The following is a 17445-nucleotide window of genomic DNA, read 5'->3' as shown; positions in this document are numbered from 1 at the left end:
CACGGAGAGTTTTATGACCATAGAGAAGCACGCCCCCGCAACCGTACCGCTGGATATTCCACCAGCACCCGGTCCTCGACCGCCCAGACCCCGCTGGACGGGGGAATCCGCCAGCCCATCGGTCAACGGGGCCTTTGCGGAATATCTACCGACACCCGCAGAAAAACGTCGGCGCTTATTCGAACAACGGTTCATCGGCGTCCACGCGGGTAAAGGGTTTGCTCTCCTAGCCATGGTGGCGGTACACACCTTGCCCCGTCTCGACCCGTCCACCGGTGAAGCAACCTGGACATGGACGCTCTTTGCAGGAACAGCAACCGCTCTGTTTTGTGTCATAGCCGGCATCGGTTTGGCATTCGATACCGGCGCCAATACGCGTTATGTGGGCCGAGCCTTTGACAGGTCGTTGTTAAACATTGGATTTCAGGCCGTGTTACTCGTGGGACTCGGTCTGGTGGTCAACTCCCTGGTCGAGCTGCCGGAATCCGATATCCTCGTCTACATCGGGGCGATGTATCTCTTGGCCCTCCCGTTATATGCGTTACGCGGTCGCCAACTGTTGGTGGTGACCGGGGTCCTTATCCTGCTCACACCCCTTATTCGCTATGCATTCGATTATCAGCTTCAAGGCGCCGGACACTACGTCAACCCGGTCTTTTCACACGTGTTCCAAGATCCAGCCGGCGTGGTCTCCACCGTCTTACTGACAGGATCGTTCCCTGCGCTGACCTGGATTACCTTCCTCTGCCTGGGGTTGGCCATTGGGCGATTGACCTTATTGCGTCCTGGTACGCCACTACTGTTACTGACCGTGGGACTCATTATTGGATTCGGAGCCAAACTCACATCGTGGTTTCTAGTGCGTAGTCCAGAGGGCTACAACACCATGAGAAGTTCGATGGCCGACGCGTCTCAGACACAAATCGACCGCTTCCTCGTTTTCGGTTCCGATGGTGCACTGCCAACGACTACGCCAGGCTGGTTACTCAGTGCAGCCCCGATGGCCAGTACTCCGTGGTCAATCGCCGCCAGTTGTGGCTTCTCGTTGGCCGCCATTGGACTGCTGATCGCACTGATCCGGAAACTTCCGCAACTGCTACGGCCGATCATCGACGTTGGCACCATGCCAATCACCATCTATGTTGGACACCTCTTCCTCCTGACCTTGTTTGATAGTCTCGTCACCGGCTGGGCCCTGTTCACGTTCGAAGTGATCGTCCTGGTCGCCTTCGCCACGCTGTGGCGCAGGCTGTTTTCACACGGCCCACTGGAGTATTGCGTCTCGCGCGTAGCCACCTTCGCCACGCAGGCTTGCATGCCGGCACATCCCCGAGCACGCAGCTAAAACAGGACGGTGGGTTGTCACTTATGTCTGGTCAAGTGCTCCGGCACAATCCAGACGCAATATCTCTTGATGCGCTGAGGTGGAGGCCCCCTGGCCTCCCCCAGCATGTGAGAGTCCACCGTGCCACCACCGAACAACTCGCCGGCCTGGGATGGATCGAGCCCAATGACAGCGATCCGACGGGGGCGAAGAGTTTTCTGGCACGTGCTGCCGCCGAGCAACTTGAGGCACACCATTCCAAGGTGGTGCTTCATCCTGCCGTAGGCCATGCCAATCCGCGTTGTGCCCGTGCTGCGAGCGCAAAACTCAACTCGCATGCGACCACGAATTCAGCGCAACTGTGGACCTCGCTGTCCCGGTGTGCTCCGTTCATCGTCGTGGCCACCGCTCAGACTCCGGTTGGAGTCGATCTTGAGGCGCTGCAAACACCCGACCAAGCGACGGATCTCGTAACGCTGTTTCACCCTGATGACCGCGGGGCGCTGATGACACTGCGGGAAGACCATTTCGTCCACGAGGTCACCGCAGCCTGGACTCGGAAAGAGGCGCTGCTCAAGGCGTGGGGCACCGGGTTGTTACGAGATCCTGCCGTTGACGCCGTCGGTACCCACCACCATCCAGACCAACCTCACGGGTGGGCGACGTTGTCGGCACCGTCAACCATTGCAGGGCAGACGTATTATCTTGGACTGGCTTGGCGAACGTTGTCCTAGTTCCCTTTGCGTTTGCGTCGCCACGCGAACAGTCCACCGATACCACCTGTTATCGCTAGACCCAGCGATGACCATCCGACAGCGGTCACTACCGCGTTCGTCTCAACTCGCGGCACACCAAAATGGTCGAAGTGAGCATCCAACACTTCATCGAGTTCGTAGTCCAAGTGATCGGTGTCCTCAACGACCTGCAGCGTCGTCCGTTCAAAGCCGCGTTGCCGATAGAACTGTTCTCCTAACCGTGCGGCTTCCAAAGCAGACCAATCTGGCGGATTGGTGGATCCTGCTACGTCCTCGTCCCCAACGACCCACGTGAGCCCGAGGATATCGCGCACTCCACGCGGCACGCTCACTTCCGCATCGGGTGGCCCTCCCCCACCGATCATGAGTGCACCGCCAAGACCATAGGACTCTTGAAAATCGGCCAGGATTTCTTGGGCAATAAACTCTGCACCACCCGAGTAGCCCATGAACCAAATCTGCTCTGATGCGAGATCATACTGTGCGGTGATGTGTCCGTGGAGCCCGCCGAACCAGGCGGCGTTGTCCTCGCCGTCTTCCCACCAGGTATAGCCCTCATACCCTCGCTCCGCCGGGCTCAGTGGCACGACGAGGAGCATATTTCGGGCGGCTGCTTCTGCTGCTAGGGTCTGCAGTGTCGCACCGCGCGGGTGGTGGAACACGCTTTCAGATTTTCGGAAGTAATCGCCAGCAAAGTAGTAGACGACGCCGACCGGTTGGTCCCAGTCAATATCTCGGGCATACAGGTGGTACGCGGACCCTTCGAATTCGTTATACAACGACGCATCCCGTGGCATAGGTGAGGCCTCCATCCGCAGATCTGCCGAAGCTGTTGACACCCCGACCACAATGACTCCGGCCAGGGTGACGATGCCTAGGAGAGTCGAAGCAAACCACACGACAATGGGTGGTCGGCCCCTGCCATTCACAACGTCCCGGTGATCATTCCCGCGACAAGAACGCTTCACGCTTTACGCCCCGACACGGGGCCGTACTCACGACCCTGAACTGCCGCCGCGGGTGGCAAAGCTGTGTGCACCATAAACCTGTTCCCAACCTAGACTCATTGCGGTATCCAGTCTATCGCGAGACAGCACTCAGAATAGCATCTTGGTATGACATTCATCTAGACATATCACTGGAGTGGTAGCCCGATGTTTAGGGATAGGTCATGGCCTCCACGAGCGAGCCAACGAACATCAGCAACGGAAATGACATCACGATCAGACTATTGAGCACGACCCACACATAGCGTCGCGATAACATCCCAAAGATAATCCCGGTCACACCGAAAACGGTCGGGAAACCAAGCAACAACAGGACTGGCCCCCACCCCGCAGGTGTAGGCCCCTGGGTTAGGAAAAAGATAGCTAAGCTCAAGACTCCTAGCAAAAAGGCCGCAACCGCATAACGCCGAGCTCGCCGCTGCGACAATGTCAGCTCCAGAGATGCTTGTTGTGTGGTCATCATGGTCGCATTCTACGCCCGAGTCGAAGTCTTCGAAGATGCCACCGGTGGTCGCGGCACACAGGCATTCAGGAGCTGAGAAGTCTAGACTGGACCTATGACCACTTCAGCTTCCCTGCTCCTTCGTGCCACATCAATTGCCATGGCAGCCGGCCTCGGTCTGGCAGCTTGTTCGACTGACGCTTATGAGAATCAGCCCGGTGGTACCGCTGATGATGCATTATCGAGCCCTGAAACTCCTGCGGCAACCGCTGAAGAAACAGCGCTGGCCGAAACACTGGAAGAAGACTTCGAAGTATCCAATGCGATGACTCTGGAAGACCAATGGCCCGATATCACCGCTATGGAATCCGCTCTCACTGGTACCGAAGAACCAGATCAGTGCCAAGAGGCCGGTGCAGCACAGTACGGTCTGCTTGTCGAAGCTCAACCAGCCAATGTGCAAGCCACCGTTGAAGATGATGCCCTGTTGGATGAAAATGCGACCGGAGAAACCATCTTCGCGTTTTACGCCAACGATGGTGCGAGCGCGAAGCAGCTCCAAGAAGTCCATCAGAACACCGATACAGCCTGTATCGAAGAAGACGATTCGACGGTCGATCACGAGGTCACACAACAAGAAGTCGCCGGAGAACAGGTCGATGTACACACCTGGCAGATCGAAGTGTCAGGACAACTCACCGGACGGATGATCGATGTCGTTGGCGAGGACATCTACGTACGCTATTCAGCTGCATATCCCCCACAGGTGATGCTCGAGGATCTCGAAGATGACGTGGCGGAGTTCAACGAGCAAGCCACCGAACGTGCTGTCAGCACGTTCGAAGCCGCAGCAGCTGAATAACCCAACCCTCGTTTAGTATCGCCTCGGCACGACCGGCATTAACATGAGAGTGTGACTCAAACACCTTATGTACCTTCAGGCAGCGAAGTCGTCCAGACCTTGCCGTGGAAATGGAACGTCCAAGGCCGCATTTTCATCATCGGCGGCCTCGGCTTCATGTTCGATGCCTGGGACGTTTCACTCAACGGCGTTCTCATTCCCTTGCTGTCCAAAGAATGGGACCTCACCGCCGGACAGGCCGCCTGGATCGGCACCGCTAATCTCCTGGGGATGGCACTGGGAGCGTTTGTTTGGGCCACGATCGCCGACCGGATCGGTCGCAAGGCTGCCTTCACCGCGACATTGGCCGTATTCGCGCTCTTTACCGTTGCCGGCGTCTTCACCACCGACATCGTGACGTTTGCGGTACTGCGCTTCATCGCTGGTTTTGGGCTCGGTGGTGCCATCCCGGTCGACTATGCCCTGGTGGGAGAATTTACCCCGCGAAAGCATCGCGGCCGCGTCCTCACCGCCATGGACGCGTGGTGGCCCATCGGCTCTGCCCTAGCCGGTTTCGTCTCAGCCTGGTTCATCACCATGTGGGCAGACTGGCGCCCACCGTTATTAGCCATGGTGTTACCGGCCATCCTGCTGATTTTCGTGCGCTTGTGGATCCCCGAGTCACCAATGTTCCTCATCCGCAAGAATCGGCACGAAGAGGCTCGTAAGGTCATTGATGACCTAGTGAAAGCTACCGGGGCCAAACCGGTTCCATACCGGCTCGAAACCATGGACGACGTGCCAAAAATGTCGGCCGGCGCGGTCTTTGACCAACTGCGCCGCGTCTGGGCTTTCTCTTGGCGAACGACACTTGCCGTGTGGTTGCTCTTTTTAACGGTCATGTTCGTCTACTACGTCTCGCTCCAGTGGCTCCCAACGTTCTTGATGGAAGCCGGCTTCGAGCAAACCCAAGCATTTTTGACCACCGGCGGGATGTCGGCCATCGGACTCGTCGGGGCGCTGTTGGCTACCTTCCTCGTCGAAAAAACCGGCCGCAAACCACTGTTGGCCGTCTCAGCGGTGCTCGGCTCGATTCTGCTAGTCCTGCTGGCCGTGTTCCTGCATGTACCACCCGCCGTGCTGCCGCTGGTCTTGATCTACGGCCTGGTCATCCAAGTGGCCATCCCGGTCATGTATGCCTTTGCCTCGGAGCTGTACCCCACCGACCTGCGATCTTCCGGCTTCGGCTGGGCATCGGCCGTTTCGAGGATTTCCGCCGGTATCGGCCCACTACTCTTCGTCACACATCTCGTTCCGGCGCTGACATTGGCCGGCGCGTTCGCCTTCGCTGGCGGACTCGTATTCATCGCAGTCATCGCCATGTTCCTCTTGGCCCCTGAGACCACGGGACGCGACTTGCAGGATTAGCACTTTTGGTGTTGTATCTAGGGGTGAAAACTCGGCATATTCGATGACGAGCCCTGCACGGCTTCTGGCAGGTTTCACAGTATCGACAACACTCTCCGATGACCTCGGGACTGTCTTGTCGTGATCTCTTCAAAGTACTGTGTGAAAGGTCGGTGCGGCAGTGTCCTCTACAACGACAGCCCCCGCAAGCCCGTTTCGCGTGATCGGTATCCTCTCGATCGCCGCATTCGTGGTCATTCTCAACGAAACCATCATGTCGGTGGCCTTGCCGCGGCTCATGGACGAATTCAATATCACCGAAGCCACCGTCCAGTGGGTCACCACCGCGTTCATGCTCACCATGGCCGTGGTCATACCAACCACCGGCTGGATCCTGACCCGCTTCCACCTACGGAATGTCTACATGGCGGCAATGCTGATCTTCACCGCAGGCACCCTGTTGGCCGCCCTTGCACCCACCTTCCTGGTATTGGTGATGGGACGCGTGGTCCAAGCCATCGGTACAGCCATCATGATGCCGCTCCTCATGACGACCGTGATGAACATGGTGCCATTTGAAAAGCGCGGCCGCACCATGGGCGTTGTCGGCATGGTCATCTCCGCCGCCCCGGCACTTGGCCCTACCACCGGTGGGGTCATCCTGGAACACCTGGACTGGCGTTGGATGTTCTGGTCGGTGCTGCCTATTGCCATCATCGTCCTGATCGTCGGACGGCTGATGCTCTCCAACGTCACTGAAACCCGATACATGAAACTCGACTTCATCTCGGTACTCTTGTCGGCACTCGGTTTTTCCGGCCTCATCTACGGTCTGAGCTCGCTGGGCGAAACGGCCCGCGGCGTAGCCCAGATCCCCTTCTGGATCCCCCTGATTATCGGCGCTGTTTCACTCACCATGTTCGTCGTGCGTCAGTTGTCCCTGCGGGAAAATGCCTTCTTGAACGTGAAGGTGTTTGCTGTGCCAACCTACACGTTTGGCATGGTGCTGATGATTGCTTCGAACATGGCCATGTTCGGAACGTTCATCGTTCTCCCCATTTACATCCAGCAAGTCTTGGACTTTGATGCACAGGTCGCAGGCCTCGTGATGCTGCCATCCGGCGTACTCATGGGCGTTCTCGGCATCTTTGTTGGACGAATCTTCGACGCCGTTGGGGCACGTCCCTTGTTGATCCCGGGATCAATCATTGGCGCCTCTGGTATGTGGGGCATGGTCTCACTGGATGCCACCAGCTCACTATGGTCGGTGATCCTCTGGAATATCTTGATGGCTGTCGGAATCGGCATGCTGATGGGCCCGATCATGACTTCCGCGCTCTCATCCTTGCCGGGTTCGCTGTATCAGCACGGTTCTGCAATTTTTTCGACCCTGCAACAAGTCGCCGCAGCCGGCGGTACCGCACTGTACATCACCGTGATGTCTGTTGCCGCAGTCGTGGGGGCTGGACGAGGTGAAGAACCGCTCACCGCCCAGATGACCGGCATGCACAACGCTCTGATCTGGGGTGCCCTCCTCATGCTGATCCCGGTGGTCGGTTCCTTCTTCTTCAAGGCAAAGCCACATACCGAAAAGATCTAACGATCTGTGCGATGGGTGGCGTGAACACTGTCAAAGTTTGCATGACTTTGTTTGAATGAGGACACTGCACTGAACAGTGGCCTCATATTTCCTCCACGGGAAATGGGGCACAGCAACCAACCATGACAAAGGTAGGTGTATCATGAGTTCCTCACATTCGGAGCCTTCAACCGAGGGGACCCCCGGCACTCAACCGCCGGAGCCCGAACACATTGAAGCTGATAAGCAGACCGAAACTGTCGCGCAGACACACGCGCGCATGGAGGATCTGCCGGCTGAGAAACGACTGCACGACGAAGACTCCGATGCTCGCATCGTGGGCAAGCTCAAGGCCCAAGGCGTGCGCATTGGGCGGGGTATGATCGCCCCGGCTGTTTTTTGGCCCTCGTTGATCGTAGTTGGCGCCTTCGCGGTCTTCGGTATTTTCTTCCCCGAGGCCGCTGACACCGTGCTCTCATCGACACAGAACTGGATCGTCGCTACCTTCGGCTGGTGGTACATGCTGGTGATCGCTGCATTCATTGTGTTCGTCTTAGTGATCAGCTTCTCGAAATACGGCAAGATCAAACTGGGCGGGCCCAACGATAAACCTGAATTCAGCACGATGTCATGGTTCACCATGCTGTTCAGTGCTGGCATGGGCGTCGGCCTGATCTTCTACGGCACCGCCGAACCGCTGATCTTCGCGGAAACAAACCCGAACCCCGGCTGGGAAGAAGGTGGCCCGCGCGAAATGGGACACCTCGCCATGGCGCAGACATTCGTGCACTGGGGTCTTCACCCGTGGGCTGTCTACGCCGTCATTGGTTTGGCCATCGCCTACGCCGTGCACCGCCGCGGCCGCCCGGTCTCTATTCGGTGGGCGTTTGAGCCGATCTTGGGTCATCGCGTCAAAGGCTGGATGGGCGATGTGATCGACATTCTGGCGATTTTCGGGACGCTCTTTGGTATTGCGACCTCACTCGGTCTCGGCGCGCAGCAAATCGCCGCCGGCCTGGGGGCAATGGGCATCGTAGAAGACTCCACCAGTACCACGTTGCTGATGGTACTCATCATCGTCATCACCATCTTGGCGCTCGCATCGGTGGTCTCAGGGCTGGGGCGAGGTATTAAATGGCTCTCGAACTTCAACATCTCTTTGGCCGGCCTCCTGCTGATCGCTGTGCTACTGCTGGGGCCAACGCTGTTCCTGGTGCAGAACCTGGTCGAATCCTTCGGCTCCTACCTTTCCAACGTTGCAGGCATGAGCTTTGACGTCCAGGCTTACACCGGGCAAGAAGGCCAAGATTGGTCCTCACTATGGACCCTGTTCTACTGGGGCTGGTGGATCGCTTGGGCTCCATTCGTTGGCGTGTTCATCGCTCGTATTTCTCGCGGGCGCACCGTTCGCGAATTCATCACCGCGGTTCTGCTCGTGCCGTTCACCGTGGGGGTTGTCTGGTTCTCCATCATGGGCGGGGCCAGTCTCTTCAAATACGTTCTGAACGATACCGACATGAGTCCCATACTCGGCGACGACGGCAGTCTCATCGCAGAAGAGACACTCTTCGATATTCTCGGCGGCCTCCCGCTGGGATCAGTGCTCTCCGTCATCGCCATCGTCGTGATCGGGATCTTCTTCATCACCTCCTCCGACTCCGGCTCGCTTGTGGTAGACATGCTCGCATCGGGTGGTCATCCGAACCCGCCAATTTGGTCCCGTGTACTCTTCGCAGTGCTCGAGGGCGTTTTGGCGGCTGCGCTCCTGCTGGCCGGTGGGCTCACCGCACTACAGGCCGGCTCACTGATTACGGCATTGCCGTTCAGTATCCTGCTGGCCGTAATGTGTGTAGCCATTGTGCGGGCCTTCCGGGTGGATCATCTGCAGCTGAGTCAGCAGCGATCTGCCGAGGAGTATTACCAGCTCAGCGATCGGCTGGCCGCAGACTTCGATACGGCATTCGGGGATCAAGTCGACCATCGAATCGACTACCGACTGCAGGCCACTCGTGGCGTCTTCAACCGTGGGCCAAGTGGTGGTACAGCCACCATCACGCAGCAAGAAACGACCGAGGTGTCCGATACCACCGAAGGATCCTCGGGACCGCGTTGGACCCTAGGACGCCGGGGCAAAGGTCGCCGTCGAAAATAGCTGAGCTGTCAGACACCTGACGCTCACCGACATTCGGGGGACTCGCTGCTACAGCGGGTCCCCCGAACTCGTCTTACGAGTTTTCAAGTTCCGGTGTCACGGTGGCAAGTACCTCGCCGTCAGCATCCAGAGCTTCAATGGCCAGGTATTCGGACGTCTCATCAAGCACCGGGATCGAGGTCTCGAATGCTGTCTTGGGCACGCTGTTTTCCTGGGTCACGTGGTCTTCATCCGACCCGGCGAGCAACCGCCAGCGATCCACTTCAGTCGCCCCATTCCACGACATGTAGGCTCTGCGCTGTCCGTTGTCACTGTCTTGCACCACAACGTCCGGATCAGTGTTCGGATCCCCTTCCCACGGGCCTTTATACGCCCGGTAGCTGCCACCACCGCCATCGTATTTTGGCTCATGGCAGGCATCGCCGTGACAGACGTCGTAGAGCAGTTCACCCTCATTGGTGAATTCGGAATAATACGGCTGCGCTCCCCAGCCCACGATCATGTTGCCGTTCTCCAACGGTTGGGTGTTGGCCATTGACCCTGCCGGGCGTTCTTCTGGTGGCGCATATTCAGTCACGACCGTAGCGGTCATCTCATCTTCGTCGACGTCGAGTCGCAACCCACGTGATGAGTCACCATCATCTTCTTTCGTGTGATTATCCAACAGCGTGATCGTGCCGTCGGTGTCCCGTGCCGCCGAGTGCTGCCACTTGAATACGGCATCCTCAGCCATCTCGAAGTCACTGGATCTACCACCCAGAATCCACTGCACTTCACCACTGTCAGGGTCCAGCTGATAGACCGCGTGAGTATGACGTGCGGACACTAAGATCGAGCCGTCATCGTCCAAGGTGGCTGAGTTGATGTGGAAGTAATCAAACGGCTGGCCCTGCGTACCGAGTTCGGCTTCGTCATCATCTTCGTCGTCTTCTTGCGCCTGATGTTCTTCTTCATAGTCCAACATCGAATCGGTCACCGGTATATGATCCAGTGCGCTCCACTGGAACACCACATCCCCGGATTCCATATCAACTTCCTGAATGACCGCGTCCTCAACCCAGCCGTCTTCAGGTCCTCCGACCTCGGTCAGGTCCGTTTGGGTCGCGACATAAGCCAGCAACAACATCGTGCCGTCCTCGGTGATGGTCATATCGTGGAAATCTGTTTCATGTGGCGGCAAAGAGCCACCGGTGGTGACCGTGTTAAACACCTGATACGACTCATCCATCAGGTAGATATCGCCGTAACCCCAGCCACCCGCGGCAGGCCCCTTAAAGTAGGTGAGGATCTGTTCGCCCTGGTACTCTTGCGGGCGCAAATCAAAATGCCCGGCATCGTCATCGTGTTGCCCGGATGGGTCCATCCACACGACCTCGCCGTTGGTATCGACAATCATGGCCGCGCTCGCGGGCGTATCGGTATCGAAATTCGGGGTGAGGAAAATGTATTCGTCGTCGGCCGCAGCCTCGGCATCCCAGGCGTCGCCGCGAGTTACTTGAAACTCCGGTGGTTTCAGGTCGGGGCGCGATACGAATTCTTGATGCGGAATCGGGGTGTCTGAACACCCTGCAAGGACGACGGCCAGGGTTGCCGCGGCAGTGACGCCAAAGACTCGAGGGATGCTTCGCTGATACGCCATAGCGAGATTCTATACGTTATGCCGACCAGTTCTGGTAGCCGATAAGGTCCGTCAACGGTTCCAATGTAACGGCTAGATCGTCTCCGGAGGCATCGATGTACCAATCGCCATCGACCCAGACCATGTCCAAGAGGACAGAGGTGCGCGATGTTTCAGCACCTTCGAAGGAGGTAACCGCCATATCGATTTGTGCGGTCGTTTCATCGTAGCGCACCAACCGGAAGCCACCCAGCGCTGAGTCCGCTTCGGAGAATACCGTGGTGAAGAGTTCTTCGGCCTCGGCTTGATGTTCCTCGGCATGCTCCCCGGCAAAAAACTGGCGGTCACCTTCCCAGTAGTCAGGGTTTGTCAGTTGTCCCGTATACGCGGAAGCAGCAAACAACATGCCTCGCGGTGAATGTTCAAAACAGCTGAATTTTCCTGCGGGCTCAAGTTCTCCCGGGCCGTACCGCTCCGAGGTAGGCAACCATGCGCCGCGGAATTCAATCCAGTTAGCATCCGGGGTGTCACCGATGGACCCTGAGTGCGCTACCCCGCCGAGATCACACACCGAGTCGGTGGGCACATCAAGGTAGCCACCTTCCCGACCAAATTCAGTGTCGTTGTCCAATGTGGACAAGATAAACGTCATGACGACGGCGGTGATCCCCACGGCGATGGCCACAATGGTCAGCACGCCCTTGCCCGTGGTCCAAAAATTGGTGGTCTGGGTCTGCGGCGGATTCTCTGAGCTCGTAGGCTGCCGCCGGGGTGTGTGGTGGTCAGGGGATTCGCGTTTGGTCATTAACCATTACTCTAATTGGCCCATATGGATCCCCGCTGAGTGCTGCCAGGTATGCTGGAACATGACGAATTTTTAGAAAGGATGTTATGGCAGATCACGAATTTGGGTTCCGCACACGTGCCCTCCACGCCGGGGCGGTGCCTGACGCTGTTCACGGTTCACGTGCCGTACCGATTTATCAGACGACGTCGTATGTGTTTGAAACACAACAAGATGCAGCGGATCTTTTTGCCCTGCAGAAGTACGGCAACGTCTATTCCCGTATCTCAAACCCTACGGTTGCAGCATTTGAAGAACGCATCGCTTCACTGGAAGGTGGCATCGGTGCGGTTGCCACTGCTTCCGGTCAGGCCGCAGAGTTTGTAACCATCGCAGCGCTGGCCGGTTCGGGGGACCACATCCTCGCGTCGTCGAAACTCTACGGTGGGACGGTCACGCAGCTGGATGTTTCGCTGCGTCGTTTTGGTGTGGACACCACATTCGTGGACTCCACCGAAGTTGAAGCCTTCGAAGCAGCCATCCAGCCGAACACCAAGGCCATCTATACCGAGATCGTGGCGAACCCTTCGGGTGTGATCGTGGATCTAGAAGGTTTGGGCAAGCTTGCTGCTGACAATGGTATCCCGCTGATTGTTGATGCCACGTTGACTCCGCCGTACCTCATCCGTCCGTTGGAACACGGCGCGGACATTGTGATCCACTCGGCCACCAAATTCTTGGGCGGTCACGGCACAACCATGGGCGGTGTGGTTGTTGAATCCGGCAAGTTCCCATGGGATAACGGCAACTTCCCGCTGATGACCGAACCGGTCCCGTCCTATAACAATCTGTCGTGGTACGGAAACTTCGGTGAATTTGGCTTCCTTACCAAGCTGCGTAACGAACAGTTGCGCGACTTTGGACCAACGCTCTCCGCACAGGCAGCCTTCCAACTGATGATCGGTGTGGAAACGCTGCCACAGCGCATGGATGAACACCTCAGCAACGCTTACAAAGTCGCCAAGTGGTTGGCCGAAGATGACCGTATCGCGTACGTGAACTTTGCTGGGCTCGAAGACAACCCATACTACGAGCGCGGTAAAGAACTGCTGCCACTCGGTGTGGGTTCGGTATTCAGCTTCGGAGTAAAGGGCGGCCGAAAGGCTTCCGCCGAGTTCATGGCCAACCTACAGTTGGCTTCACACCTGGCAAATATTGGTGATGCGAAAACCCTGATGCTGCATCCGGGCTCCACCACCCACCAGCAGCTTTCGGAAGAACAGCTCGTTGCCGCAGGTATCCCCGATGATCTGGTCCGTATCTCAGTTGGGATTGAAGACGTCGACGATATTATTTGGGACCTCGACCAGGCGCTGACCGCAACAATGAAAGACGCCTAAGGAGAATCAATGACTGCCGTATCTGAACGTAAGTGGGTTGGTCCAGGCGCTGTTGAGCGCTTGAACATCCTGCAAAATGTCAAAACCATTGCCATTGTTGGTGCGTCCGATAAGCTCAAGCGCGCCTCGTATTTCGTGGCGACCTACCTGTTGTCGTCGTCCACCTACGACGTATATTTCGTCAACCCGATCCTGGCTGAAAAAGGTGGCGAAATTCTGGGACACCCGGTCTACGCCTCGCTGGAAGATATCCCGGTGCAGATCGATATGGTCGATGTGTTCCGTCGTGCCGAAGACACCCCTGAGATTGCCAAAGAGGCTGCTGCGATTGGCGCCAAATACTTTTGGTTGCAGTTGGGTATCTGGTCGGATGAAGCAGCCAAGGTTGCAGAAGACCTCGGGATGACCGTTGTGATGGATCGGTGCGTCAAAATTGAGCACGCCCGCTTCCATGGGGGTTTGAACTTGGCTGGTTTTAATACCGGTCAGATCTCGTCGAAGCGCCAGCGCCTCGACGCGTAGAATTCCCCGTTACACAACCGGCCGCTGGGTAGATCCCAGCGGCCGGTTGACTTTCGTGAGGATTCTGGCTGCGGTAAGCACGCGCTGTTCAAGGCGAGCTAGCGATTCCGCGCAGCGGGATGCATTTATACCTGACTGGGAGTTACATGGGCTTCGCGCAGCGCTGCTGTTTCACGGTAGGCGGTCAATCCGCCATCGGCGCGAAGGTCGGTTCCATTGATCCAGGCCGCGGCCGGAGTGAAAGCAAAGGCTACGCACTGCGCAATATCTACCGGGGTACCAAAGCGACCGACGACCTGGGCTGCTGAATTGACCTTTTCACGACCGTGGTCGTTTTTGAAGTCTTCGAGGATCGGGGTCTCGACCGGTCCCGGACTCACCGAGTTGACACGGATCTTGTCCTCGAGAAATTCTGCTGCAAGATATTCACTGAGCAACTGCACACACTGTTTAGAGAACAAATACGAGTTTTCCATAATGTCTTGGTCTGCTAGTGCTGTTTGGAGCGCGACTTCGCGATCCGAGGCCAGTGCGAACCCTGCCAAACGATCTTTGCTCGCACGCCACTGGTACGCAACGGCCGACGCCAAATTCACGACAGCCGAACCGGGCTGCAGCAGCGGACGCAATGCGTACGTCAAGTCACGCAGACCAAAGACATTAATGTTCAAAACGACCTCTGCCGGAGCGGTCCCTGGAACACCAGCAATATTGGCTAGCCCCTGAATGCCTTCGGGCGCAGCCGCTGCAATGCTTTGTACAACACCATCGATACCGTCCTGGGTCGAGAGATCGCCTTGGATAAAGGTGCCCTCGAAGTTTTCCACCGCCGCGCGATCCACCCCGAGAATCTCATAACCCTGCGAGCGCAGTTCATTCGCGGTTTCTTTTCCAATACCTGAGGCAACTCCGGTAACGACTAGCTTGGGGCTCGTTGAGCTCATAAGTATGTGCACTCCTGTGACGTTGGCATTTGCTGAGGATATACCTGCATTCTGCGTGATGTGGCCCAGTTCACCACATGTTTTTCTATCCAATGGAAAACTTGTCGATTCCTCGTCCCTTGACGGTGAAACTGGAGTCAACATACGACAGTAGTGGAGGTAGTGCGTTGGCAGCACCGACATACGCGGTTTACGATCCCGCGACGTTAGAATTCATCGATGAAGCACCACAACATACGGAAGACGACGTCCGTCAGGCAATCAGTCGAGCCCAGGACAGTAGTGCTGGCTGGGCCGCCGATCGCGAAGCACGCCGGGCCGCTCTCCGTACGATCGCAGGGCTGGTTCGCAGTGACGCAGGTCGTCTCGGTCGAATCCTGTCCCTGGAACAGGGCAAGGTGCTGGCAGAAGCAATCGGTGAGTTCAACGTTGCAGCTGACCTCTTCGACTACTATGCCGACTTGGCCTGGGATGAGACTGAGGTTCTACCACCGCGTCAAGGTCGTGAGCTCGAAGTCCAGCACCGCCCGGTAGGGATCGTCGGAACCATTACCCCATGGAATTTCCCGATCTCATTATTGTCGGTGAAACTCGCCCCTGCTCTGGTGACCGGCTGTACCGTCATTGCTAAACCTTCGCCGACCACTCCCCTGTCCACCATTGCACTGGTGGAACTGTTGAACCAGGTGCTCCCGGACGGGGTGCTGCAGGTTCGCACGAGCAGCAACCGCACCGTCAATGTCGCTCTGAGCACTCTGCCAGAAATCCGGAAAATTTCCTTCACAGGGTCAACAGAAGTAGGAACGGCAGTGGCCGCGCAGGCCGCCGAAACCGTCAAGCGCGTCACACTAGAACTCGGCGGCAACGACGCAGCACTCGTGTTGGACGACGCCAACCTTGAGACCACCGCACGCAACATCGTCAACAGCGCATTCCGCAACGCAGGACAAGTCTGCATGGCGGTCAAACGGGTCTACGTGCCGCGCTCTATTGCCAAGGACTTCTCCGAAGCATTAGCCGCACACGCCGACAACATCATCGTGGGACACGGTATTGCCGAAGGCACCACGATGGGACCAATGCACAATGAATCGCAACGTTCAATCGTTCGTTCACTCGTCGATAATGCCGTCTCATCCGGCGCACGCCTCATAACCGGTGGTTCAAGCTCCTCGGACCTCCCAGGCTACTTCATGGACCCGACCATCATCGCGGATGCACAATCGGGTATGCCACTGGTGGATCAGGAGCAATTCGGCAGCGCACTGCCAGTTATCACCTACGACGACCTCGACGCCACGATCGACCAAATCAATGCCGGTCAGCACGGCTTAGGCGCCTCGATCTGGTCACAAGACCTGGATCGCGCCAAACAATACGCCAACCGTTTGGAATCAGGCACTGTCTGGATCAACCAACACACCGTTGTTGAACTCGATGCGCCCTTCGGCGGGTGGAAGACCTCGGGCCTGGGTCGCGAACGCGGCCGCTGGGGACTCAATGAGTACCTCGAACCCCGCACCATCAACACCTACGTTGGCTCCTAGTCCAGCAGCATATTCACCAGATCAATAGGAACATTGTCATGTCTGATATTTTTTCAACAGAACTCATTACGTTGGGGACTGCTGCAGGGCCCGCGATTCGCGGCAAAGAAAACGGTATGGCCAGCGCTGTCGTCGTCGGCGATCAGTTTTATATGATCGATTTCGGACTCGGATGTGTTCGCTCCGCCCACGAAGCCGGTCTGCGCGGTCAAGATTTCAAAGCCGGATTCATTACCCATCTACATTCTGATCATGTAGCTGAGTTGCCCGGATTCCTTATGTGGAACTGGGGCGCACCGGTTGACGGATTTGATCACCCCATCTCGATCTACGGACCGGGACGAGACGACGGGCACCCGGATGGCCAACAGCTGTCCGGGACCGAGGGACTCGTCAGCCACACGCTCGAGGCGTTTTCGTATGATCTCCGCATCCGCGAAACCGACGAGGCCCGACCGGTCATGTCCGAACTCATTCGTCCGGTGGAAATTGCCGTCCCCGAGTCGGGCATGGCCGAGCCGCGGGCTCCGTTCACCGTCTATGAAGACGATCGGGTCAAAATATCGGCTGCGTTGGTTGACCATCCTCCGGTGAACCCGGCATTTGCCTTCCGGGTTGACACCGCCGCTGGCTCAATCACGTTCTCCGGTGACACCGCAGAAAGCGACGCCCTGATCCGTCTAGCGCAGGACACCGACATTCTCGTGCACGAAGCCGTGAATCTCGACTTCTTTGCGGCCAAAGGCTTCAGCGAGGCGTTCATGAATCACCAGCGTCAGTCCCATACGACGGCCGCGGGGGCAGGGCGCGTGGCGACCGCTTCCAATGCCAAGCACCTTGTGCTGTCGCACCTTGCCGGCGTCGCAACCGCAGCAGAATGGGCCGCCGGAGCCCGTTCCACATACACCGGAACGGTGGATGTCGCGACCAGTGGCCAGCGCTTCGCCCTGGTTCCAGAACCTTCGTACGCGGGCGTGTAACCCAGCTCGACTACCTTGCACACCGCTCATTAACTGGCCGTGCCCCTGCGCATCCGCGCGAGGGCACGGCCAGTTGTCTTGGCACGTTCTGTCCCTGCAGCCAACTTATAAACATCTTCAAAAAACGCTGCTGCCTGGTCTGT

15 protein-coding genes are annotated in these 17445 nt (G+C 57.4%); 10 read left to right on the top strand and 5 right to left on the bottom strand.

The window, feature by feature from the left end:
• The first annotated feature begins 13 nt into the window (after positions 1 to 13).
• Together G583_RS0106770 and G583_RS16310 are read left to right on the top strand one after the other, a co-directional pair.
• On the top strand, positions 14 to 1345 hold the full coding sequence (locus tag G583_RS0106770) for a heparan-alpha-glucosaminide N-acetyltransferase domain-containing protein (protein ID WP_022870435.1): 1332 nt from the start codon (positions 14 to 16) through the stop codon (positions 1343 to 1345).
• Between the two features lie 107 nt (positions 1346 to 1452).
• Positions 1453 to 2058, top strand: coding sequence for a 4'-phosphopantetheinyl transferase family protein (locus tag G583_RS16310; protein ID WP_022870434.1), 606 nt, complete (start codon positions 1453 to 1455; stop codon positions 2056 to 2058).
• On the opposite strand, the gene G583_RS14820 is transcribed toward G583_RS16310, so the two are convergent.
• Both G583_RS14820 and G583_RS14815 read right to left on the bottom strand, forming a co-directional pair.
• Complete coding sequence (locus G583_RS14820; protein WP_156832060.1) at positions 2055 to 3047, bottom strand: hypothetical protein; 993 nt, start codon at positions 3045 to 3047, stop codon at positions 2055 to 2057. The genes G583_RS16310 and G583_RS14820 overlap by 4 nt on opposite strands.
• Positions 3048 to 3237: 190 nt before the next feature.
• Positions 3238 to 3549 carry a hypothetical protein gene (locus tag G583_RS14815; protein WP_022870432.1) on the bottom strand — a complete coding sequence of 104 codons (312 nt, stop codon included), beginning with the start codon at positions 3547 to 3549 and terminating at the stop codon, positions 3238 to 3240.
• A 94-nt stretch (positions 3550 to 3643) separates the two neighbouring features.
• Here G583_RS14815 and G583_RS0106750 point away from each other — a divergent pair, with 94 nt between their 5' ends.
• The 4 genes from G583_RS0106750 (at position 3644) to G583_RS14805 (ending at position 9507) form a co-directional block, all read left to right on the top strand.
• Positions 3644 to 4390, top strand: a complete 747-nt coding sequence (locus G583_RS0106750; RefSeq protein WP_022870431.1) for a hypothetical protein — start codon at positions 3644 to 3646, stop codon at positions 4388 to 4390.
• Between the two features lie 51 nt (positions 4391 to 4441).
• Positions 4442 to 5797, top strand: a complete 1356-nt coding sequence (locus G583_RS0106745) for an MFS transporter (RefSeq protein WP_022870430.1) — start codon at positions 4442 to 4444, stop codon at positions 5795 to 5797.
• Between the two features lie 160 nt (positions 5798 to 5957).
• On the top strand, positions 5958 to 7376 hold the full coding sequence (locus G583_RS14810) for an MDR family MFS transporter (RefSeq protein ID WP_022870429.1): 1419 nt from the start codon (positions 5958 to 5960) through the stop codon (positions 7374 to 7376).
• A gap of 142 nt (positions 7377 to 7518) precedes the next feature.
• Positions 7519 to 9507: a BCCT family transporter gene (locus G583_RS14805; protein ID WP_022870428.1), complete on the top strand. Its 1989-nt coding sequence runs from the start codon at positions 7519 to 7521 to the stop codon at positions 9505 to 9507.
• Positions 9508 to 9580: 73 nt separating this feature from the next.
• On the opposite strand, the gene G583_RS0106730 is transcribed toward G583_RS14805, so the two are convergent.
• Together G583_RS0106730 and G583_RS0106725 are read right to left on the bottom strand one after the other, a co-directional pair.
• Complete coding sequence (locus G583_RS0106730; RefSeq protein ID WP_022870427.1) at positions 9581 to 11146, bottom strand: arylsulfotransferase family protein; 1566 nt, start codon at positions 11144 to 11146, stop codon at positions 9581 to 9583.
• A 16-nt stretch (positions 11147 to 11162) separates the two neighbouring features.
• Positions 11163 to 11930 carry a hypothetical protein gene (locus tag G583_RS0106725; RefSeq protein ID WP_022870426.1) on the bottom strand — a complete coding sequence of 256 codons (768 nt, stop codon included), beginning with the start codon at positions 11928 to 11930 and terminating at the stop codon, positions 11163 to 11165.
• Between the two features lie 86 nt (positions 11931 to 12016).
• On the opposite strand from G583_RS0106725, the gene G583_RS0106720 reads away from it, so the two are divergent.
• Positions 12017 to 13309 carry an O-acetylhomoserine aminocarboxypropyltransferase/cysteine synthase family protein gene (locus G583_RS0106720; protein ID WP_022870425.1) on the top strand — a complete coding sequence of 431 codons (1293 nt, stop codon included), beginning with the start codon at positions 12017 to 12019 and terminating at the stop codon, positions 13307 to 13309.
• 9 nt (positions 13310 to 13318) lie between these two features.
• Complete coding sequence (locus G583_RS0106715) at positions 13319 to 13831, top strand: CoA-binding protein (RefSeq protein WP_022870424.1); 513 nt, start codon at positions 13319 to 13321, stop codon at positions 13829 to 13831.
• Between the two features lie 125 nt (positions 13832 to 13956).
• On the opposite strand, the gene G583_RS14800 is transcribed toward G583_RS0106715, so the two are convergent.
• Complete coding sequence (locus tag G583_RS14800; protein WP_022870423.1) at positions 13957 to 14775, bottom strand: SDR family oxidoreductase; 819 nt, start codon at positions 14773 to 14775, stop codon at positions 13957 to 13959.
• Between the two features lie 167 nt (positions 14776 to 14942).
• Here G583_RS14800 and G583_RS0106705 point away from each other — a divergent pair, with 167 nt between their 5' ends.
• Positions 14943 to 16322 (top strand): aldehyde dehydrogenase family protein, encoded by a 1380-nt coding sequence (locus tag G583_RS0106705; RefSeq protein ID WP_022870422.1) that lies wholly within the window; start codon positions 14943 to 14945, stop codon positions 16320 to 16322.
• 38 nt (positions 16323 to 16360) lie between these two features.
• On the top strand, positions 16361 to 17302 hold the full coding sequence (locus G583_RS0106700; protein WP_022870421.1) for an MBL fold metallo-hydrolase: 942 nt from the start codon (positions 16361 to 16363) through the stop codon (positions 17300 to 17302).
• Positions 17303 to 17445 lie beyond the last annotated feature (143 nt).

It is taken from the genome of Yaniella halotolerans DSM 15476, assembly GCF_000420805.1.
In the GTDB taxonomy this organism is placed as follows: domain Bacteria; phylum Actinomycetota; class Actinomycetes; order Actinomycetales; family Micrococcaceae; genus Yaniella; species Yaniella halotolerans.
Note: the sequence above shows the minus strand (reverse complement) of the source record. Positions and strands in the feature narration are given on the sequence as shown.